Annotated in this window: 18 protein-coding genes; 9 read left to right on the top strand and 9 right to left on the bottom strand. The window is 76.0% G+C overall.

Features of this window, described 5'->3' with window-relative positions; translation table 11 throughout:
* The first annotated feature begins 1 nt into the window (after nt 1).
* A complete protein-coding gene (locus ACPPVO_RS32370) occupies nt 2-1,147 on the top strand; it encodes an alpha/beta hydrolase family protein (RefSeq protein WP_426502335.1) in 1,146 nt (381 codons plus the stop codon).
* Nucleotides 1,144-2,112, top strand: coding sequence for a cyclase family protein (locus tag ACPPVO_RS32365; RefSeq protein WP_426502334.1), 969 nt, complete (start codon nt 1,144-1,146; stop codon nt 2,110-2,112). Before ACPPVO_RS32370 ends, ACPPVO_RS32365 begins: the two co-directional genes overlap by 4 nt.
* On the opposite strand, the gene ACPPVO_RS32360 is transcribed toward ACPPVO_RS32365, so the two are convergent.
* The gene (locus ACPPVO_RS32360) at nt 2,105-2,497 is read right to left on the bottom strand and encodes an alpha/beta fold hydrolase (protein WP_426502333.1); all 393 of its coding nucleotides are present in this window, start codon (nt 2,495-2,497) and stop codon (nt 2,105-2,107) included. The two genes, ACPPVO_RS32365 and ACPPVO_RS32360, sit on opposite strands and share 8 nt — an antisense overlap.
* A 170-nt stretch (nt 2,498-2,667) precedes the next feature.
* On the opposite strand from ACPPVO_RS32360, the gene ACPPVO_RS32355 reads away from it, so the two are divergent.
* Together ACPPVO_RS32355 and ACPPVO_RS32350 are read left to right on the top strand one after the other, a co-directional pair.
* The gene (locus ACPPVO_RS32355) at nt 2,668-3,426 is read left to right on the top strand and encodes an IclR family transcriptional regulator (RefSeq protein WP_426502332.1); all 759 of its coding nucleotides are present in this window, start codon (nt 2,668-2,670) and stop codon (nt 3,424-3,426) included.
* A gap of 115 nt (nt 3,427-3,541) precedes the next feature.
* On the top strand, nt 3,542-6,142 hold the full coding sequence (locus tag ACPPVO_RS32350) for an AAA family ATPase (RefSeq protein WP_426502331.1): 2,601 nt from the start codon (nt 3,542-3,544) through the stop codon (nt 6,140-6,142).
* Here the strand turns inward: ACPPVO_RS32350 and ACPPVO_RS32345 are convergent.
* Nucleotides 6,122-6,748 (bottom strand): TetR/AcrR family transcriptional regulator, encoded by a 627-nt coding sequence (locus ACPPVO_RS32345; protein ID WP_426502330.1) that lies wholly within the window; start codon nt 6,746-6,748, stop codon nt 6,122-6,124. The genes ACPPVO_RS32350 and ACPPVO_RS32345 overlap by 21 nt on opposite strands.
* A 51-nt stretch (nt 6,749-6,799) precedes the next feature.
* On the opposite strand from ACPPVO_RS32345, the gene ACPPVO_RS32340 reads away from it, so the two are divergent.
* Nucleotides 6,800-8,242, top strand: coding sequence for an MFS transporter (locus ACPPVO_RS32340; RefSeq protein ID WP_426502329.1), 1,443 nt, complete (start codon nt 6,800-6,802; stop codon nt 8,240-8,242).
* 10 nt (nt 8,243-8,252) lie between these two features.
* Here the strand turns inward: ACPPVO_RS32340 and ACPPVO_RS32335 are convergent, their stop codons facing one another.
* Genes ACPPVO_RS32335 through ACPPVO_RS32325 form a run of 3 tightly spaced genes read right to left on the bottom strand, consistent with a single transcriptional unit; the run spans nt 8,253 to nt 12,435 of the window.
* The gene (locus tag ACPPVO_RS32335; protein ID WP_426502328.1) at nt 8,253-10,652 is read right to left on the bottom strand and encodes an ATP-binding protein; all 2,400 of its coding nucleotides are present in this window, start codon (nt 10,650-10,652) and stop codon (nt 8,253-8,255) included.
* Complete coding sequence (locus ACPPVO_RS32330; protein WP_426502327.1) at nt 10,649-11,704, bottom strand: AfsR/SARP family transcriptional regulator; 1,056 nt, start codon at nt 11,702-11,704, stop codon at nt 10,649-10,651. The genes ACPPVO_RS32335 and ACPPVO_RS32330 overlap by 4 nt, the downstream gene beginning before the upstream one ends.
* 11 nt (nt 11,705-11,715) lie before the next feature.
* Nucleotides 11,716-12,435 (bottom strand): TetR/AcrR family transcriptional regulator, encoded by a 720-nt coding sequence (locus ACPPVO_RS32325; protein ID WP_426502326.1) that lies wholly within the window; start codon nt 12,433-12,435, stop codon nt 11,716-11,718.
* 38 nt (nt 12,436-12,473) lie between these two features.
* Between ACPPVO_RS32325 and ACPPVO_RS32320 the strand changes: the two genes are divergently transcribed.
* Both ACPPVO_RS32320 and ACPPVO_RS32315 read left to right on the top strand, forming a co-directional pair.
* Nucleotides 12,474-13,934, top strand: a complete 1,461-nt coding sequence (locus ACPPVO_RS32320; protein ID WP_426502325.1) for an FAD-dependent monooxygenase — start codon at nt 12,474-12,476, stop codon at nt 13,932-13,934.
* A 100-nt stretch (nt 13,935-14,034) separates the two neighbouring features.
* Nucleotides 14,035-15,582: a sensor histidine kinase gene (locus ACPPVO_RS32315; RefSeq protein WP_426502324.1), complete on the top strand. Its 1,548-nt coding sequence runs from the start codon at nt 14,035-14,037 to the stop codon at nt 15,580-15,582.
* A gap of 10 nt (nt 15,583-15,592) precedes the next feature.
* Here ACPPVO_RS32315 and ACPPVO_RS32310 read toward each other — a convergent pair whose 3' ends face one another.
* Together ACPPVO_RS32310 and ACPPVO_RS32305 are read right to left on the bottom strand one after the other, a co-directional pair.
* Nucleotides 15,593-16,540 (bottom strand): anti-sigma factor RsbA family regulatory protein, encoded by a 948-nt coding sequence (locus ACPPVO_RS32310; RefSeq protein ID WP_426502323.1) that lies wholly within the window; start codon nt 16,538-16,540, stop codon nt 15,593-15,595.
* Nucleotides 16,537-17,286 (bottom strand): MEDS domain-containing protein, encoded by a 750-nt coding sequence (locus ACPPVO_RS32305; protein WP_426502322.1) that lies wholly within the window; start codon nt 17,284-17,286, stop codon nt 16,537-16,539. The genes ACPPVO_RS32310 and ACPPVO_RS32305 overlap by 4 nt, the downstream gene beginning before the upstream one ends.
* A 207-nt stretch (nt 17,287-17,493) precedes the next feature.
* On the opposite strand from ACPPVO_RS32305, the gene ACPPVO_RS32300 reads away from it, so the two are divergent.
* Together ACPPVO_RS32300 and ACPPVO_RS32295 are read left to right on the top strand one after the other, a co-directional pair.
* The gene (locus tag ACPPVO_RS32300; RefSeq protein ID WP_426502321.1) at nt 17,494-17,745 is read left to right on the top strand and encodes a hypothetical protein; all 252 of its coding nucleotides are present in this window, start codon (nt 17,494-17,496) and stop codon (nt 17,743-17,745) included.
* On the top strand, nt 17,726-18,319 hold the full coding sequence (locus ACPPVO_RS32295; RefSeq protein WP_426502320.1) for an AAA family ATPase: 594 nt from the start codon (nt 17,726-17,728) through the stop codon (nt 18,317-18,319). Before ACPPVO_RS32300 ends, ACPPVO_RS32295 begins: the two co-directional genes overlap by 20 nt.
* Before the next feature lie 32 nt (nt 18,320-18,351).
* Here ACPPVO_RS32295 and ACPPVO_RS32290 read toward each other — a convergent pair whose 3' ends face one another.
* The gene (locus ACPPVO_RS32290) at nt 18,352-18,579 is read right to left on the bottom strand and encodes a hypothetical protein (protein ID WP_426502319.1); all 228 of its coding nucleotides are present in this window, start codon (nt 18,577-18,579) and stop codon (nt 18,352-18,354) included.
* Between the two features lie 38 nt (nt 18,580-18,617).
* The gene (locus ACPPVO_RS32285; RefSeq protein ID WP_426502318.1) at nt 18,618-19,178 is read right to left on the bottom strand and encodes a TetR family transcriptional regulator; all 561 of its coding nucleotides are present in this window, start codon (nt 19,176-19,178) and stop codon (nt 18,618-18,620) included.
* Nucleotides 19,179-19,259 lie beyond the last annotated feature (81 nt).

Raw genomic sequence — 19,259 nt, 5'->3', positions numbered from 1 at the left:
CGTGTTCGAGTACTTCCCCGGCAACTACGTGTGGAACCTGGGCGTCGTCGCCACCCTCAACAGCGGTGGCCTCATCGACGAGGTCGACCGCGCCTGCCGGCCCATCCGGGAGCTGGCCGCGCAGGGGTCCGACGTCGGCACCCGCGAGTTCATGGCCGCCTGGACCGCCGTCGCCGAGGACCTGGCCGCGCAGGCCGGGGCGGACGAGAAGGCCGGGCACCGGCGCACGGCGGGGCAGAAGTACCGCCGCGCCACCAACTATCTCGTCCAGGCCGAGCGGATGCAGAGCGCCCACGACCCGGACCGCAACGTGGTGTACCGCCGCTGCCTCGACCTGCAGCAGAAGGTGTTCGACCTGATCGACCCGGCCACCACCCGCGTCGCCGTGCCGTTCGAGGGCACGACGTTGCCCGCGTACTTCACGAACGCCGGCGGCACCGCGCCGTGCATCGTCATGTGGAACGGCCTCGACTCGACCAAGGAGCACATGTACGCCTCCGGGTTCGCCGAGGAGCTCGCCGCCCGGGGCATCTCCACCCTCATGGTCGACTGCCCCGGCAGCGGCGAGGCGCTGCGGCTGCAGGGCCTGACCGCGCGGGTGTCCACAGAGGACTGGGCCGCCGCCTGCGTCGACTACCTGCAGGGCCGCGACGACGTCGACCCCGGACGGATCGGCCTGGTCGGCTGGTCGCTCGGCGGCTACTACGCGCCCCGCGCCGCCGCGTTCGAGCCGCGGCTCGCGCTGTGCGTCGCGTGGGGCGCGAACCACGACTGGGGCGCGGTGCAGCGGCGCCGGCTGGAGCGGGAGGGCGAGAACCCGGTCCCGCACTACTGGGACCATGTGCTGTGGGTCTGGGGCGAGACCGACCTCGACACGTTCATCGGCAAGGCCGAGGCGGTAAACCTCGACGGCGTCGTCGAGCGGATCGCGGTGCCGTTCCTCGTCGTGCACGGCGAGAACGACCGGCAGATCCCGCTGCGGTACGCGCACCGCTCCTACGAGCAGGCCGTCAACAGCCCCCGGCGCGAGCTGCGCGTCTTCACCGCGGCCGAGGGCGGCGCCGAGCACATCGGCCTCGACCACCTCTCGCACGTGAGCGTCTTCATCGCCGACTGGATCGCCGACGTCCTCGGAGCCCGGGCATGAGCTTGGACCGCACCGACCCCGAGGGCGAAATCCGCGCCGCCGCCGCGGCGTGCTCCAACTGGAACCGTTGGGGCGCCGACGACGTACGCGGCACGATGAACTTCCTCACCGAGGAGAAGCGGCGCCGGGGCGCGGCCCTCGTGCGGCGCGGCGTGTCGTTCTCGCTGGCGCAGCGCTTCGACATGGACGGGCCGCAGAAGGGCTGGCGGCGGCGGACCAACCCGGTGCACACGATGCTCGACACCGGTACCGATGCGGCGGCCGGCATCCAGGGCTTCCCGCACGGGCTCGGCGGCGCCGACGACGTCATCAGCATGCCGCTGCAGTGCTCGACCCAGTGGGACGGGCTCGGGCACATCTTCGACCACGGGCTCGCCTGGAACGGCCGCCCGGCCGGCGAGGTGGTCACCAGCCTCGGCGACGGGGTCACCGGCATCGAGACCGTCGCGGACGTCATCGCCGGCCGGGCGGTCCTGCTCGACGTCGGGCGCGCGTTCGGCAGCGGCGGGGAACTGCCCGACGGGTTCGCCATCACCGAGAAGCACCTGCGTGCCACGGCCGGGCGGCAGGGCCCCTCGGCGGCGGTCGGCCGCGGCGACCTCGTCCTCGTGCGCACCGGCCAGCTCACCCGCGCCCGCCGCGACGGCTGGGGCGACTACGCCGGCGGGGCCGCCCCCGGGCTGTCGTTCACCACCGCCGGCTGGCTGCACCGCACCGAGATCGCCGCGATCGCCACCGACACGTGGGGCTTCGAGGTGCGGCCGAACGAGTTCGACGTCGCGTTCCAGCCGCTGCACCAGGTCGCCATCCCGCACATCGGGCTGTTCATCGGCGAGATGTGGGACCTCGACGCGCTCGCGGAGGACTGCGCCGCCGACGGCGTCTACGACTGCTGGCTGACCGCGGCGCCGATCCCCGTCACCGGCGCGGTGGGCGCCCCGGTCAACCCCGTCGCGGTCAAATGACCTCACGCAGCAGCGCCGCGACCGCCGCCGGGCGTTCGGCCGGGGCGAGGTGGGCCACGCCGTCGAGCACGACGAGGCGGCCGCGCCGGACCCCGGAGGCGATCTCGGCAAGGCCGGCCGTGGGGGTGACCCGGTCGTCTCCGCCCGCGACGGCGACGACCGGCACGCCGATCCCGGCCAGCCGCGCCCGCACGTCGAAGCCGGCCAGCGCCTCGCACACCCCGGCGTAGCCGGCAGCGGCCCCCGGCCGGAGCCGGTCGGCGAGGTCCAGCACCCCGCGGGCCAGGTCGGCGACGCCGAACGCGGCCGCCGGTGGGGCGCCGCGGCCGTGCCCGGGCAGCTCCCAGCCCACGACGTGGTCGCGCCCCCCAGCTCGTCCACGCACCGCGACCACAGCGCCTCGGCCGACGTGCCCAGGGACGGGCCGAGCAGCAGCAGCGGCCGGTCGGGTACGTCGGCCAGCACGACTCCGGTCAGGTCACTCACCCCGGCACCATGGACACGGCGCCGGGGTCGGTGCGAGAGTCGGTTTCCGATGAGCGGAAGGGGTGGCGGGTGACGGCGAGCGTGACGTCGCGGGCGCTGGACCTGCTCGGCGCGTTCGACGGCGACCACCGCAGCCTGACGCTGAGCGAGCTGGCGCGGCGGGCCGGGCTGCCGCTGACGACCACGCACCGGCTGGCCGGCGAGCTGTGCCGGTGGGGGGCGCTGCACCGCCGGGCCGCGGGGGAGTACGTCATCGGACGGCGCCTGTGGGACCTCGGCCTGCTCGCCCCGGTGCCGACCGGCCTGCGCGAGGCCGCCTCGCCGTTCCTGCACGACCTGTACGCGGCCACGCTCGCGACGGTCCACCTCGCGGTCGCCGACGGCGCCCAGGCGCTGTACGTCGACCGGATCTCCGGCAACGCGACGGTGCCGATCGTCAGCAAGGTCGGCTCCCGGCTGCCCATGCACGCGACCGGGGTCGGCAAGGTGCTGCTCGCCCACGCCGAGCCGGACGTCCTGGCCGCGGCGCTCGGGGCGCTGACCCGGATCACGCCGTACACCGTCGTGCGCCCCGACCGGCTCCTCGAGCAGCTGCGGCGGGTCCGGTCCGACGGGTACGCCACGACCGCCGAGGAGATGAGCGCCGGCGCCTGCTCGGTGGCGGTGCCGGTGCGCGGCCCCGGCGGCGAGGTCGTCGCGGCCCTCGGGATCGTCGTGCCGGACCTGCGCCGCCAGCAGCAGCGGCTCGTGGCCGCGCTGCGCGTCGCGGCCCAGGGCATCGGCCGCACCCTCCCGCCGGCGCCGCCGCAAGCGCCGGCGCCGGCATGAGCACGGTGCTCATGGTGAGCGGCCTCTCGGCTGCGCTCCGGACCGCTCACGCCCTGGTGTGTCCGGAATGAGCACCGGGGTCGGCCGGGCCGCCGCGACGGCGGACACTGACGGCGTGAAGCTGCTCGAACGCGACTCGGCGCTGGCGTCGCTGGCCGAGTACGCGCGGGACGCCCTGGCCGGCGACGGCCGGCTGGTGCTCGTCGGCGGCGAGGCCGGCGTCGGCAAGTCGAGCCTGGTCGAGGCGTTCACCGAGCGGCTGGCCGGGACGATGCCCACGGCCCGGGCGGCCTGGGGCCTGTGCGACGGCCTGTCCACGCCGCGGCCGCTCGGCCCGCTGTTCGACATCGCCGGCGAGCTCGGCGGCGAACTGCTCGAGCGCTCCCGCGCCCGCGCGTCGCGCGACGAGCTGTTCGCGACGCTGCTGCGCCAGGCCGACGCGCCGGGCGAGCTGCACGTGCTGGTGCTGGAGGACCTGCACTGGGCCGACGAGGCGACAATCGACCTGCTGCGCTTCCTCGGGCGGCGGCTGCGCGGCGCCCGCATCCTGCTCGTCGCCACCTACCGCGACGACGACCTGCCCTCGCGCGACCTGCTGCGGATCGCCCTCGGCGACATCGCCACCCAGCGCACGACCCGGCGGATCGGCCTCGCCCCGCTGTCGGTCCGGGCGGTGGAGCACCTCGCGGGCGGCAGCGGCATCGAGCCGGCCGGCCTGCACCGGCTGACCGGGGGCAACCCGTTCTTCGTGACCGAGGTGGTGCGCTCCGGCTCCGCGGCCGTGCCGGCCTCGGCGCGCGACGTGGTGCTGGCCCGGGTCGCCACCCTGGGCGAGGACGCCCGGGCGGTGCTCAACGCCGGCGCCCTGATCGGCAACCGGATCGACCCGCGGCTGCTGGCCGAGGCCACCGGCGGCCCGCCGGCCGTGCTGGACGAGCTGGTCATGTCCGGGCTGCTCATCGGCGACGGCGGCCTGCTGACCTTCCGGCACGAGCTGACCCGGCTCGCCGTCGAGCAGGCGATCCCGCAGCACCGGGTGGGCCCGATCCACGCCCGGATCCTGGCCGCGCTGGGCGAGCTGGGCCGCGACGACGACGCCGGGGCGGCCTTCCACGCGGAGGCGGCCGGGGACGCGCCGGCGGTGCTGCGGTACGCGGTGCGGGCCGCCCGCCGCGCGGCCGAGCTGGGCTCGCACCGGGAGTCCGCGGCGCAGTACGAGCGGGCCCTGCGCTGCGCCGACGGCGTGCCGCCGGCCCACCTCGCCGAGCTGTACGACGCGCTGGCCGCCGAGCTGTCCCTGGTCGATCGCGGGCCGCGGGTCTGCGAGGTGGCCGAGCGGGCCCGGGAGCTGTGGCACCGCGCCGGCAACCGGCTGCGGGAGGGCGCCGCCCAGCGCCGGCTCTCGGCCGCGCTGCGGTACGCGTGCCGCGGCCGGGAGGCCCTGGCCGCGGCCGAGGACGCCCTGGCCACGCTGGCGCCGCTGGGCCCGACCGCCGAGCTGGCCTGGGCCTGGGCGAACCTCGCGGCCCAGCGGATGGTGAGCGAGCAGCACGAGCTGGCGATCGCCACCGCGGCCCGCGCCCAGGAGCTCGCGGTGGCGCTGGGGCTGCCCGAGGTACACAGCGACGCCCTCATCACCGAGGGCTGCTCCCGCGCGATCGTCGGCGGCGACTGGCTCGGGCCGCTGGGCCGGGCGCTGGACCTCGGACTCGCGCACCGCCTCGACGAGCAGGTCGGCCGCGCCTACATCAACCTGCACGGGATGCTCTGCACCAAGCGCCGCTACCCGGAGGCCGAGCGGTACTACCAGGAGGGCGTGGCGTACTGCGACGAGCACGACGTGCGCACCTACGCCACCTGCATCCGCGCCGAGCGCGTCAACACCCTGGCCGGCACCGGGCGCTGGGACGAGTCGCTGGCGCTGGGCGAGTACGTGCTGACCAACCGCGTCGACGCGTCGCCGCTGAACCGGGTCACCCCGCTGGTCTGCCTCGGCCTGATCCGCGCCCGGCGCGGCGAGGACGGGGTGTGGCCGGCGCTGGACGAGGCGGCCGAGCTCGCCGACGGCTGCGACGGGCCGCAGTGGATCGCGTTCGTGCGGGCCGCGCGGGCCGAGGCGTACTGGCTCGAGGGTCGCGAGGAGCCGGCCCGGCGCGAGGCGGAGCTGGTCGCCGACGCCGTCGCGGGCGGCGACGAGTGGGCCCGCGGCCTGGCGGTCTTCTGGCTGCGGCGGACCGGCTCGGACCGGATGCCGGAGGGGACGCTCGCCGAGCCGTACCGGCTGGAGGCCGACGGCGACTGGCCGGCCGCGGCGGACCGGTGGGACGAGGCCGGCTCGGCGTACGAGGCCGCGCTGGTCCTGCTCGAGTCCGGCGACGGGGACGCCCGGCGGCGCGCCCTGGGCATCCTCGACGACCTCGGCGCGGCGGCCGCGGCCCGGGTCGCCCGGCAGCGGATGCGCCGCGAGGGCGTCCGCGCCGTCCCGGCCGGCCCGCGCGCCGCGACCCGCGCCCACCCGGCCGGGCTGACCCGGCGCGAGCGGGAGGTGCTCGCCCTGATCTGTGCCGGGCACACCAACGCCGAGATCGCGGAGCGGCTGTTCATCGCGGTGAAGACGGTCGACCACCACGTGTCGGCGGTGCTGGGCAAGCTCGGCGTCGCGACCCGCTCCGGCGCGGCCAAGGAGGCCGTCCGGCTAGGCCTGGTCACCGCCTGAGCCGCCGAACCCCGCGCGCAGGGCGTCGAACAGCCGCTCGAAGCGCGCCCGGTGCTCGTCCAGCACGGCGCTGTGCGGCTCCCCGGCGATGAGGCGCTGCGCCGTCTGCACCAGCACGGTGCCGTACCCCGCGACGAAGAACGCGGCGAACAGGTCGGCGTCGCCGGTGAAGCCCGGGTCGCGGCCGAGCTCGCCGGCGAGGGTCCGCTGCAGGTCGTAGGCGATCTCCCGGGCCCGCGCGATGAGCGCCGGCGACGCGGCGACGGTGCCGAAGAACGGCACGGACCGGTCGTTGACGCCGGAGAGCGGGTGCCGGGCGTCGAGGAGGCCGAGGGTCGCCGCCCGCAGCGACGCGAGCACGCCGGTGCCCGCCGGCCGGTCGCGCACGGTCGCGTGCAGGAGCTGCTCGGCGTCGGCCGCCCGGTCCAGGAACAGGTCCTCCTTGCGCGGGAAGTGGTTGAAGACCGTCACGCTCGACACCCCCGCCTCCCGGGCGACGTCGGCGACGGTGACCGCGTCGAACCCGCGCTCGAGGAACAGCCGGGCCGCGACCTCCGCGATCCGCGCCCGCGTCTGCGGCCCGCCGCGCTCGCCGGTCCTGGGCATGTGTGACCCCACTCTCTTGTGTGACTAAATTTAGTCGCTTAACCTAGCACCATGATGCGCGCCAACTGGGTGGCCCTGACCGGCCTGTCCGCGGTGTTCCTGTTCGAGATGCTCGACAACTCCATCCTCAACGTCGCGCTGCCCACGATCGGCCGCGAGCTGCATGCGTCGACGACCGCGCTGCAGTGGGTCACCGGCGCGTACGCGGTCGTGTTCGGCGGCCTGATGCTCGCCTTCGGCGCCGTGGCCGACCGCTTCGGCCGGCGCCGAGTCATGATCACCGGCCTGGCCCTGCTCGGCCTGGCCAGCCTGGCGACCGCGTTCGTCACCTCGGCCGAGCAGCTCATCGCCGTCCGGGCGGTGACGGGTGTCGCGGCGGCGATGACGACTCCAGGGTCGATGGCGCTGGCCTTCCGGCTGTTCGAGGAGGATAGCCTGCGCGTCCGGGCGATGACCCTCATCTCCACCGTGGGCCTGGTCGGGCTCGCGGTCGGCCCGACCGCGGGCGGCTTCGTGCTCGCGGTCGCACCCTGGCAGGTGCTGCTGCTGGTCAACGTGCCGATCGCCGTACTCGCCGCCGTCGGCATCCGGATCGGCGTCGCGCCCGACGACCCCGCCGGGCTGCACCGTGACCCGGCCGATCTTCCGGGCGCCGCATTCGGTACCGCCACCGTCGTGCTCGCCCTCGTCGCGCCGACCCTGTTCGTGAACGAGGGCACCGGCTCCTGGGCCCCGTGGACCGTCGCCGCCGCGGCCGTGCTGAGCGCCGTGCTGTTCGTCGTGCGCGAGCGCTCGGCGCCCCACCCGCTGCTGGACCTGAGGCTCGTCGCGCGGCCGCTCGTGTCCAGCGGGCTGGCGTACAAGGCCGCGACCGGGCTGGCGGTCGCCGGCCTCGGCTACCTGGCGACGCTGCAGCTGCAGCTGGACTGGGGCTGGTCGCCCGCGCTGGCCGCGATCGGCATGCTGCCCCAGGTCGTGGTCCTCATCGCCGGCGGCGCGCTGGTCAACCCGTTCGTGCAGCGGGTCGGGCTGGACCGCGCGGCCTGGCTCAGCGCCGCCGCGGTCGTGGCCGGGCTCGCGGTCTACGGGCTGCTGGGCCGGTACGGGTACGTCTGGGTCGCCCTCGCCCTCGCCCTCGTGGCCGCCGGCATCCGCGTGGTCGGCGTGGTCGCCGGGGTCAACGTGCTGCGGGGCCTGCCGAAGAGCCGCACCACGATCGGCGCGGCGCTTGTCGACACCGCCTCGGAGGTCACCTCGGGGGCGGGGATCGCGGTCACCGGCACCATCCTGGCCGCCCTGTTCACCGGAAACATCGCGACCTCGGCCTGGACCGCGGCCCAGACCGCGCAGTTCCGCCACGCCGTGACCGTCGCCGCGCTGACCCTCACCGTCGCGGCCGCGGCGCTGGTGGCCTGGGGCTACCTCCGCGGCCGGGGCGCCGCGAGCGACCAGGCCGTCGCGCCCGCGCCCGCGGCGGTCCGCGGAGCGGCCTGACGGCCAGGCCCTACGGACGGGCCGGATCCGCGGCGGTCACGGCCGCCCCGGGGTCGAGTTCCCAGCCCTGCTCGTACGCCGCGGCGAACGCCTCCGCGCCCATCGCTGCCCGGGCCGGACTGGCGAGCGCGCGGACCTGCGGATCGGTGCGGTCGTGCGCGCCCCGCAGCCGGGCGGCGACCCCGAGGAGCACGGCCGGCTCGGGCCACCGCCCGCGTGCCGCGGCGAGCGCCGCCGCGTGCACCGCGACCGGCGACAGGGCCGGCAGTTCCCGGGTCGCCACCGCGGCCGCGTACGCCTCCCGTAGCGCCTTCTCCGCCCCGGCCAGGTCGCCCCGCGCCAGACCGAGGGCGGCCCGTGCGCAGCCGACAAGCGTCCGGGCGTGGTCCGCGGGGAACGCGGCGCCGCTGCGCAGGCCCCGTTCGGCGACGTCGAGGAGCTCACCGGCCCGGTCCAGGTCGCCGAGGCGCACCCGCAGGCCGGCCTCGCTCGTGTCGATCAGGACCAGCATCTCCGCCGCGGACGCGTGCAGCGCCCGCTCCCGGGCCGAATCGATCATGGCCAGGGCCCGGTCGGTGTCGTCGCCCCGCAGGTGAACGTCGATCCAGCGCAGGTCGCTGTGGAGCTGGTCGCCGAGGCTGAGCGCGCCGAACCCGTCCGCCAGCGTCCGGGCCGCCCGCAGGTCCTCCAGTGCGCCGTCGAGGTCGTCGTACCGTCGCCGCTGGGCGCGCATCGGTAGGGTGGCGGCCTCGCCCCAGCGGTCGCCGGCCTGCCGGAAACGGGCCAGCGACGCCTCCACGTGGGCGTACATCCGGTCGAGCGCGCCCGCATTCTCGGCGATCTCGGCGAGGAACATGTGGGCCAGTCCGGACAGCCACACGTCGTCGCCCTCGGCCAGCGTACGGAAGATCGTGCGCGCCGTCGCGGGCTCCAGCAGGAAGTACATGACCGGGCCGAACACGCGGTACTGGCTCGGCAGGTCCGGGTGCGCGAGCAACCGGTCGGCCAGTGCCCGCATCTCCGCCCGGTCGTCCGCGGCCTGCCCGGCGGTGATTCCCGACAGGATGTCCGCCCGGTTCAGCAGGTACACGGCCCGGGCGCAGTCGCGTTCGGGCGTCGGCCCGCCGCCGGGTACCGCCAGCGCCTCGCCCAGCCAGTAGGCGCCGTCGGGCTGGCGCCCGGACATCTGCCAGTACCAGGTCAGGCTCAGGGCGAGCGCGATCGCGCCGCGGGAGTCGTGGGTGGCGCACAGGTGATGCAGGGCGGCGACCGTGTTGTCGTACTCGGCGCTGATGACGCTCATGGCGTTGAGCTGCCCGGCCCCGCGCAGCCGCGGGTCGTGGCGGGCCATCAGCCCGGCGAAGTGGGCGGCGGCCCGGTCGCGGGCCGGGCCGAGGTCGCCGGTGCCGGTCAGGCGTTCCGCGCCGTACTCGCGGATGGTTTCGAGCATGCGGTAACGGCCGGCGCCGGGGGCGAGCTGCAGCAGTGACCGGTCGACGAGGGCGGCGAGCAGGTCGGGGACGTCGGCGGCGGGCACGGAGGTGCCGGCGCAGACGGCGGTGGCCGAGGCGGGGGTGACGCCGCCGGGCAGGACGGAGATCCGATCCGCGACGGTGCGTTCGTGCTCGTCGAGCAGTTCCCAGCTCCAGGCGATGACGGCCCGCAGGGTGCGGTGCCGGGGCGGTGCCGTACGACTGCCGGTGGTGAGCAGCCGGAAGCGGTCCGCGAGCCCGTCGGCCAGGTCGGGCAGCGACAGCGTCCGCAACCGGGCGGCGGCCAGCTCGAGGGCCAGCGGCAGGCCGTCCAGGCCGCGGACGACGTATTTGATCTGCGGCAACGTCGAAGGATCAACATCGAAGCCCGGCCGTACGGCGGCGGCCCGCTCGACGAACAGCCGCACCGACGCCGCCCGCCGGGCCGCTTCGACGCCGTCGCCGGGCTCGGGCAGCGGGAGCGATCCGAGAGGCACGAGCGCCTCGCCGTCGACCGCGAGGGGTTCGCGGCTGGTGGCGAGCACGCGCAGCCCGGGGCAGCGGGACAGCAGGGCGGCGACCAGGCGGGCCACCGCGTCGATCAGGTGCTCGCAGTTGTCGACCAGCAGCAGGCTCTCCCGGCCGCCGAGCTCGCCGGCGAGGACGTCCAGCTCGTCACCCTCGGCCCGTTTGCGGGCGTCGAGCATCGCGCCGCCGCGCAGCCCGATCCCGGCGAGCACGGCGGTGGCGACCTTCGCTGGTTCGCTGACGGGCGCGAGGTCGACGAGCCACGCGCCGTCGCGGTGGCGGCGGGCGGCCTCCATTGCGAGCCGGGTCTTCCCGGCGCCGCCCGGCCCGACGACGGTGACCAGACGCCCGGCGGTGAACAGGGTGCCGATGCGGTCCAGGTCGTCGTCGCGGCCGATGAAGCTGGTCAATGGCGCCGGCAGCCCCGCCGGGGTCCGGACGGGGGCCGCGCTCCCGGCCGGGGCGTCCGGCGCCGGGGCGGGCGGACCGGGGCGCAGCAGCCGCAGATGGCGTTCCCGCAGGGCAGTGCCCGGGTCGGCGCCGAGGAAGTCGGCCAGGAGGCGCGGACGCGTTCGTAGACGGCCAGCGCCTCGGCCTGACGCCCGGCGGCGGCGAGCGCATCCATCAGCAGCGCGGCCGCCCGCTCGTGGACCGGCTGCTCGGCCACCAGCCCGGTCAGTCGGACCACGGCCGCCTCGGCGCGCCCCAGCGCCAGCTCGGCGGCGGCGAGGTCGGCGACCGCCTCGACCGACACCTGCGCCAGCCGGGTCGCGACCGTGGGCGCGACCGCGGCGATCACGGCGGGTTCGGCGCCGGGCCGCTCGCCCCACAGCGTCACCGCCTCGGCGAGCGCGGCGGCCGCCGCGGCCGGATCACCCGCCCGCAGCCGCTCCCGGCCGGCGGTGGCGAGTCGCTCGAAGCGCAGCGCATCCACGTCGGCCGCGTCCACCGCGAGCCGGTAGCCGCCCACCACCTGCAGGAGCACGCCAGGCGCCGCGCCGTCCGGGGTGAGGGCGCGCCGCAGCCGGGAGGCGAGGGTCTGCAGGGCGGAGGCCGGACCGGACGGCGGTTCCCCGGCCCAGATCGCCTCGACCAGCACGCCGGGCTCGACCGGGCGGCCGCCGGCGAGCGCCAGCCGGACGAGCAGGCCCCGTAGCCGGCCGCCCGGGACGGGCAGGACGGTGCCCCGGCGAGACGCCTGGAACTCGCCGAGCAGCGTGACGCGAAGCCCCGCACCCAGGTCCATCGCACGATCCTCGCGCGGCGACCGGCACGCGCCCTGCTCGTGATCCTGATCGGCCGGACGTGTCCGCTCCTCGGACTCCCGCACCGACTGGGCCGGGCCCTGGTGGTGCCCGGGATTCTCGGCTTCGTCTCGCTGGCGGCGTTCATGGCGGTCCTGGCATCGGGAGCCGGCGTCCTCATCGGCCTGTTCGAGCGCGGCGCGGTTGTACTCGGTCATGATCGGCCTGATCAGTGTGGGGGTAGCCCTGCGCCCAGGCCGTCCAGGAGCCAGTCCAGGATCGCCTCGAAGGTCTGCGGGGCCGGGGCGTGCCGTTCCGGGTCGGCGGCCCACCGGCTGAAGTGGGGGTGGGCGCCCGCGGCGGCGATGCGCTCCAGGTAGGGCGCCGCGCTCGCGGCCAGGTCGGCGTCCGTCGGGGTGCCGATGCCGGCGCGCATGCGCTGCTCCTCCAGCAGGGCCAGGCCCGAGCCGAACACGTGGCCCAGGACGGTGTTCACGAAGCCCATTCGCGTCGCCGCGGGCAGGTTCAGCGGGTCGAGCTCGGCCAGGGCGGCGTCGTACAGGTTGAGCGCGTTCGGGCCCAGGGGCGGCCGGGCGAAGGCGAGGCGGGCGAACCACGGGTGACGCTGGACCGCCGCCCAGCCCGAGGTGCCGAGCTCGCGCAGGGCCGGGCGCCAGCCGTCGCCGCGGTGCACGGAGAACCGGCCGTAAACCTGGTCGGCCATGAGGTCGGCGAGGCCGTCCTTGCTTCCGACGTACCGGTAGAGCGCCATCGGGCTGCGCACGCCCAGGCGGCCGGCGAGCGCGCGCATGGTGATCTCGCCGCCGGGCTCGCGGTCGGCCAGCTCGGTCGCGGCGGCCACGATGCGTTCGCGGCTGAGCGGCTCCGTGGTGCGCGGGGGAGCGGGGGCGTCGAACCACACCAGGCCGCCGGGTTCGGGATTGTTCATGGTGGACGAAGATTATCAGGTGGTGTACAACGTACACCATGAGTGGACTACGTACACCGGACGTGCTCGTCGTCGGGGGCGGGCTCGTCGGGCTCACCGCCGCGCTCGTGCTGCGCCACCACGGCGTCTCCGTCACCCTCGTGGAGCGGCGGGCCGGCACCTCGCCGCAGCCCAAGGCCCGCCGCTTCCACATGCGCACCATGGAGATCTTCCGCGAGCTCGGGCTGGCCGGGCTCGTGCACGAGGCCGCCCGCGACCTCGCCGGGCACGATCACATGGCGGCCGGGCGCACCCTCGCCGAGGCCCGGCAGCTCCCGCTGTGGCAGCCCGCCGGCGGCCTCGCCGCCGAGGTCAGCCCGGAGTCGCCGTGCCTGCTCGCCCAGGACGCCCTCGAGCCGCTGCTGCGCGCCGCCGCCGTCGACGCCGGGGCCGACGTGCGCTTCGGCACGCCGCTGGCCGGTCTCGAGCAGACCGCCGGGGAGGTGGTCGGCCGGCTCGCCGACGGCGAGATCCGCGCCCGCTACGTCGTGGCCGCCGACGGAGCCCGCAGCGGGATCCGCGAGGCGCTGGGCATCACCCGGTCGGGCCGGGGCGCGATCGGCGGGCCGAGCGTGAACGTGTACTTCACCGCCGACCTCGGCGAGGTCGTGCGCGGCCGCGAGTTCAACCTGTGCCAGATCGAGCACCCGGACGCGCCGGGCGGGCTCGCCTCGGTGGACGGGCGGTACCGCTGGGTGTTCATGAGCCCGGGCGGCGAGACCGGACGCGACTGGCCGGCGCGGCTGCGGCAGGCCCTGGGGGTACCGCTGCCGGATCTGGAGGTTCTGAGTGTGCTGCCGTGGCAGGCCGAGATGCTCGTCGCCGACCGGTATTCGGACGGGCGCGTCCACCTCGCCGGGGATGCCGCCCACGTGATGCCGCCGTATGCGGCCAGCGGGGCGAACACCGGGATCGCCGACGTGCACAACCTCGGCTGGAAGCTCGCCGCCGTTCTGCGCGGCGAGGCCGGGCCCGGGCTGCTGGACAGCTACGACGCCGAACGCCGCCCGGCCGGCTGGTTCGCGGCCGACCAGTCCGCGCGCCGCACCGACTCGTTCAAGCGCGGCACCCCCGACCCGGCCCTCGCCCACCCGTACGTGCTCGCGGCCGGCGGCTTCCAGTACACCGCCGGCGCGCTGGTGCCGGACGGCTCCGAGGAGCCCGTGCTGGACTTCGCCCCGGCCGGCCGGGCCGGCACCCGGGTGCCGCACCGCTGGCTCGACGACGCGCGGACCCGCTCCACGCTCGACCTCGCCGGACCCGGCTGGGCGATCCTGCCGGGCGGAAATCGGGTGGATTTCGCCGGTACCGGCGAGTGCCTGCTCCTGCGCCCGGACCACGTGGTCGCCTGGCGGGGCCGCGGGGCCGGCGAGGCCGCGAAGGTGCGGGCCGCGCTGCTGGCGGCTGGGGGCTGTATCGAAGTGGATGGCCGGGCTGCGGCGGACTCAGGCACCGTCTGAGCCTCGCCTCGCTCCGACCCCCACTTCGATACAGCCCCTAGTAGCGTTGCGAAGGTGTGGGTCTGAACGCCTGCGGCGGAGCCTGGTCGCCTTCGGACTGGTGGCCGTGGTCGTCGGCCTGGCCAGCTCCGGCTGGCTGAGCCCGTGGTGGTCGGTGTTCGTCGACGACGCCGCGCAGTTCCTCGCCGCGCTCGCCGCGACGCTGGCCTGCTGGATCGCGGCGGCCCGGCACCACGGCGCCCAGCGGTGGTGGCGCATCTGGATGGGGGCCGCGGCGTGCGGCTGGACGCTGGGCCAGGTCATCTGGTCGTGGTACCAGCTCTACGCCGGCGTCGGGCTGCCCACGCCGTCGCTCGCCGACGCCGGCTACCTGACCCTGCCCGTCTTCGCGTTCGCCGCGCTCGTCACCCTCTCCGCCGGCCAGTCCGTGCACCGGCTGCCCCGCCACCTGGAGGGGCAGGTCCTGGGCGCCCTCGACGGCCTGGTCATCGTCGGCGCGCTGTTCGTGCTGAGCTGGGTCACCGCGCTCGGGGCGGTCGTGCACGACGGCGCCGCGAGCCGGATGGCCTACCTGGTCGCGCTCGCGTACCCGATCACCGACCTGCTGCTGACCGTGCGGGTCCTGATGCTCATCGGCACGGCCTCGGCCGGCAACCGCGCGCAGCTGATGCTGCTCGGGGCGGGGCTGTTCGGCATCGCGATGTCCGACAGCGTCTTCGCCTATCAGGTGACGATCGGCGCGCACGGCATCCCGCCGCTGGGCGACGCCGGGTTCGTCGCGGGCTTCGTTCTCGTCGCCATCGCCGCGTGGACGGAGACGAAGCAGCCGCAGGGCTGGACGTCGCGTCCGGACCCGCACTGGGGGCGGCTGCTGCTGCCGTACTTCGCGGTCGGCGCCATGGCCGTGGCGCTGATCGTGCAGCGGGCCTGCGGCAACGAGCCCGACGACACCGCCGGGTTCGTCGCGTCCGCGGTCGTGACGCTGCTCGTCGTGCGCCAGGCCGTCACCCTCGTGCGGGTGGGCGGGCTGGTCGCGTCGCGGACGCGGCTCGTGCTCGCCACCGACGACGACCGGCGGCAGCTGGAGCGCGACCTGCACGACGGCGTCCAGCAGCGGCTCATCGCCCTGGCGCTGGACATCCGCCGGGCCGAGGCGGAGGTGCCGCCGGAGTGCTCCCGGCTGCGCGACCAGCTCAACGACGTGGTGGGCGCGCTGAACGGCACCGTCGACGAGGTGCGGGAGCTCTCGCGCGGGGTACACCCGGCGATCCTCACCCAGGGCGGCCTGCGCCTCGGGCTGCGCGCGCTGGCCCGCCGCTCGGCCGCGCCCGTTGAGCTCGACGTGCGGGTGGACGGGCGGCTGCCCGAGCCGGTCGAGGTCGCGGCGTACTACGTGATGGCCGAGGCGCTGACCAACGCGGCCAAGTACGCCGAGGCGAGCGTCGTGTCGGCCGCGGTCGAGGTGCGCAGCGGCGTGCTGCACATGTCGATCAGCGACGACGGGGTCGGTGGCGCGGACCCCCGGCGCGGCACCGGCATCATCGGCCTGACCGACCGGGTCGAGGCCCTCGGCGGCACGCTCGCCGTGGACAGCCCGCCCGGGCTGGGCACCCGGCTGCACGCCGAGTTCCCGCTGGACCGGCCCTGACGCTTTTCGATCAGGGGCGCTCGGCGACCAGGCGGATGGTGAAGCCGTCGGGGCCGTGGTGCAGCGACACGTACGCGCAGAGCTGGTGGGTCAGCCACAGGCCCAGCCCGCCCGGCCCGCCCGCCGGCATCAGCCCGGCGGCCGGGTCGGCCGGTCCGGGGCCGGCGTCGGTCACGGCGACGACGATGCGGCCCGGCTCGGCCCAGCCCCGCAGCCGCACCGGCGACGCGCCGTGCCGGATGGCGTTGGTGACCACCTCGGTGACGCTCAGCTCCAGCCCCTGCCGCTCCTCGTCGCCCAGCCCGGCGATCAGCTGGAGCACGCCGACGGCGTGGCGGCCCTGCGCGGGCGACGGGTCCGCGAGCTCCAGCGCCGGGGGCGCGGCCTGCAGCGGTACCGTCCACGGGGCGACCGCGGTGGCGAGGAAGTCCCGCGGGCGCAGGTACAGGGGGCTGGGCCGGCGGTCGCCGTCGGCGGTGACCACGTGCGTGTGCGTGCGCCGTACGTCCTCGAGCACCTCGGGCGGGGCGGTGCGGGTGTCGTAGGGGCACAGCCCGTACATCGGGAACTCGTCGTAGACCTCGTTGGCGGCGGCCTCGTACCGCGCCCACCACTCCCAGGGCACGCCGACCCCCGGGTGCGGCACGTCGCCCGCGATGCGGATCTGCGCCGCGCCGCCCGCGACGTAGCCGGCCAGCATCTCGCGGTGGCTGCGGATCGCCGAGGCCGGGCGCAGGTAGTGCGGGCCGCCGTCGATGAACCGCACGCCGCCGCCCTCGCCGAGCGCCGCGCGCAGCAGCTGCTGGTTGCGCCCGCCGAAGATCGAGACCGTCGGCTCGCCGGCCGCGACGCCCTCGCGCAGGAACGGCAGCACGACCGCGAGGAACTCCTCGTCGGAGCCGTAGAACGCGGCTTCGTGCAGGATGCCGTCGTGCCCGGCCGCGGGGCCAGATCTCACGACATCACCACCCGGAGGTCACCCAGTTGCAGCAGACCGGCCAACCGTGCCACGGGGCTGCCCGGGTCGACCAGCAGCGCGGTGGCGGCGCCGCGGCCCCGGACGTGCTCGACGAGCCGGATCAGGGCCCGGTGGTCGATGAAGGTGAGCTCCCGCGCGTCCAGGGTGACCACGCCGCCGTCCGCCGCCAGCTCGGCCCGGCCGAGCGCGTTCTGCAGCTGCGCGTGCCCGCCGGGGTCGACCTCGCCGGCCAGCACCGCGGCGACGCCCGGCCGGTCGGTGGCGAAGAGCCGCAGCGGGGTCGAGCCCCGCCGGGCCACCGGGTGCATCCCGGCCAGCTCGGCCACGGCCTCGTCGCCCAGCTCGCTGCGGTTGAACCCGCACAGGCCCGACATCGGCCGGCGCGCCATGAACACGTCCATGAGGAACTCGTACCGGGCGAACGCCGCCCGCTCCTGCGCGGTGCGCACCAGCGGGGTCGCGTCCGCGGCGACGCGCAGTCCGGTGTAGCCGTCGGCGAGCGCCCGCTCGGTGGCCCGGGCGTAGGTGCGCACCTGCGCGGCCGGGTCCGCCGCGGCCGTGGGATCGCGGTCGGCGACGAACATCACCTGCTGGCCGGCGGCCCGGCCGTCGGCCAGGAACCGCTCCACGACGGGGTGGTACTCGTCCGGGTCGTCGAACACCCAGCCGACGTGATCGTGGCCGCCGAGGGCGTCGACGGTGTCGACGAAGCCCGAGTGGCGCATGCCGGAAAGGTAACACGCGTGCCGCCGGACCCGCTGTGACCAGGCCCGGGTCCGGCGGTTGCCGTTGTCGTGGTGGTCGTTGTTCTGGGGACTCGGCGATGTGGCGCGCGGCGGGTACCCTTGGTCGCGAAGGGGAGTAGTCCTCCGCCGTGTCGCCGTCAGTTCGGAGCCCTCGTGGCTCCCGGTGCCCGGGCCCCGCACCGCGGGGTGGACGAGACCTTCGACCCAGCAGGTGACGAACACGTTGCCGCGGACGGGGTCGGGGTCCTCTTCGTGGATTCGGCCCCCGCCGGCGGCGGGAAGGCCTCACTCATGCCAACGCTTGCCGACCGTTTTCGCCGGTTCCTGCGCAGCCCGCAGGGGCAGCGGCTGATCGTCCGGGCGCAGGAAGAGCTGCGCAAGCCCCAGAACCGCCGCCGCCTCCAGCAGGTCGTCGCCCGTGTCCGCCGTCGCGGTTGAGCGCCCCGGCGAGCTCCGGTACGGCACCGACGCCGTGCTGGTGGTCGCGGGTGTCCCGGGCGCGGGCAAGACCACCCTGCTCCGGCGCCTCTTCCCGACCGGCGGCGCGGGCGTGCGCGTGCTGGACTCGGACCACTCCCGGGAATGGTGGCGGCCGTACCTGGGCCGGCTGCCGTACCGGTACTGGCGCCCGATCGTGCACGCCACCCACTACGCCCGCCTCGTGCACACACTCGGCGGGCCGGGCCCGGTGGTCGTGCACGAGTGCGCGACGCGGCCCTGGGCGCGGCGACTGATCTTCGCCGCCGCGCGCCGGTCCGGCCGCCGGGTCCACCTGCTGCTGCTCGACGTCAGCCCGGCCGACGCGCTCGCGGGGCAGGAGTCGCGGGGGCGCCGGGTGCGCTCCGCGGCGTTCGCGGCGCACTGCCGCAACTGGCAGGACGTGCTGCGCGACGCCCACCGCGAGGCCGCGACCGTCACGCGCATCGACCGCCCGGGCGCGACCGCCCTGCGCGCGATCCGCTTCGGCCCGGCCGCCGACCGTGCCGACCGGGTCGCGGTCCGGCCCGGTTAGCGTTCGCCGTCCGGGCCGCGGTCTCGGTCCGGTTAGCGTTCGCTGACCACGATCGCGGGCGCCCGCAGCGGTCTTGGGTCCGGTGGCAGGCGGAGCCGCGCGGCGTGCCAGGCGGCCCGCTCGTCGCCGAGCCCGTCGGCGTCCCGTGGCGCGGCCGCCCCACGCGAGCCGCGGGCCGGACGACGGCAGCGGATGCTGAGGACGTCCGCGGCGGCGATCCAGCGGGCCGGGCGGGGCAGTGGTGGCGGCGGGGCGGTCATGCGCCAAGTCTTGTATCGGCCGGCGCCGCGGCCCGGGCTCAGCTCAGCTCGGCCCGCAGGGTGGCCAGCGAGGCCTCGATGATGTCGTACAGGGGGCGGTCGTCGTCGCGGTCGAGCCACTCGGTCACGGAGACGTACATCAGGGTCACCGACGTCTCGGCGAGCAGCGCGGCCCGGGTCGGCTCGAGGCCGCGGGCGCGGAAGCCGTCCCGGACCACCTCGGCCAGGGCGGCGCGTTTGTGCAGGTCGCGCTCGCGCAGGCCGGGGTCGGACTCGACGATCGCCCGGCGCTGGCGCAGGGCCGGCTTGCGGCCCTCGAACTGGGCCTCGGCGACCGTGCGCAGGCCCTCGAGGAGCGTCGTGAGCGGGTCGCCGGCCGCCGGGGCCGCGGCCATGAGCTGCCCGGCGAACGCGGAGATGGCCTCGTCCGCGAAGAGCACCTCGCGCTTGTCGGCGAAGTACCGGAAGAACGTGCGCGTCGTCAGGCCGGCCCGCGCGGTGATCGCCGGCACCGTGGTCGCGGCGAAGCCCTGCTCGGCGAAGAGCTCGAGGGCCGCCTGGCGCAGCCGCTCGCGCGCGTCGGGTTGCCACCGTGCCATGTCCGCAGTCTAGCGGTGATGACATGTCGTGTCATGAGAGGTACGGTCATGACACGGCGTGTCGTCAGCGGGACGGCCGCC

This window comes from Dactylosporangium sp. McL0621 (genome assembly GCF_049995355.1).
In the GTDB taxonomy this organism is placed as follows: Bacteria; Actinomycetota; Actinomycetes; order Mycobacteriales; family Micromonosporaceae; genus Dactylosporangium.
This window is presented reverse-complemented; position numbering and strand designations above follow the sequence as displayed.

Excerpts from the sequence above, each read along its gene's own strand:
- ACPPVO_RS32285 (WP_426502318.1), bottom strand. The coding sequence starts at position 19,178 with ATGGCACGGTGGCAACCCGACGCGCGCGAGCGGCTGCGCCAGGCGGCC.
- ACPPVO_RS32330 (WP_426502327.1), bottom strand. The coding sequence starts at position 11,704 with ATGACCGAGTACAACCGCGCCGCGCTCGAACAGGCCGATGAGGACGCC.
- ACPPVO_RS32345 (WP_426502330.1), bottom strand. The coding sequence starts at position 6,748 with ATGCCCAGGACCGGCGAGCGCGGCGGGCCGCAGACGCGGGCGCGGATC.
- ACPPVO_RS32320 (WP_426502325.1), top strand. The coding sequence starts at position 12,474 with ATGAGTGGACTACGTACACCGGACGTGCTCGTCGTCGGGGGCGGGCTC.
- ACPPVO_RS32365 (WP_426502334.1), top strand. The coding sequence starts at position 1,144 with ATGAGCTTGGACCGCACCGACCCCGAGGGCGAAATCCGCGCCGCCGCC.
- ACPPVO_RS32305 (WP_426502322.1), bottom strand. The coding sequence starts at position 17,286 with ATGCGCCACTCGGGCTTCGTCGACACCGTCGACGCCCTCGGCGGCCAC.
- ACPPVO_RS32340 (WP_426502329.1), top strand. The coding sequence starts at position 6,800 with ATGATGCGCGCCAACTGGGTGGCCCTGACCGGCCTGTCCGCGGTGTTC.
- ACPPVO_RS32325 (WP_426502326.1), bottom strand. The coding sequence starts at position 12,435 with ATGAACAATCCCGAACCCGGCGGCCTGGTGTGGTTCGACGCCCCCGCT.
- ACPPVO_RS32290 (WP_426502319.1), bottom strand. The coding sequence starts at position 18,579 with ATGACCGCCCCGCCGCCACCACTGCCCCGCCCGGCCCGCTGGATCGCC.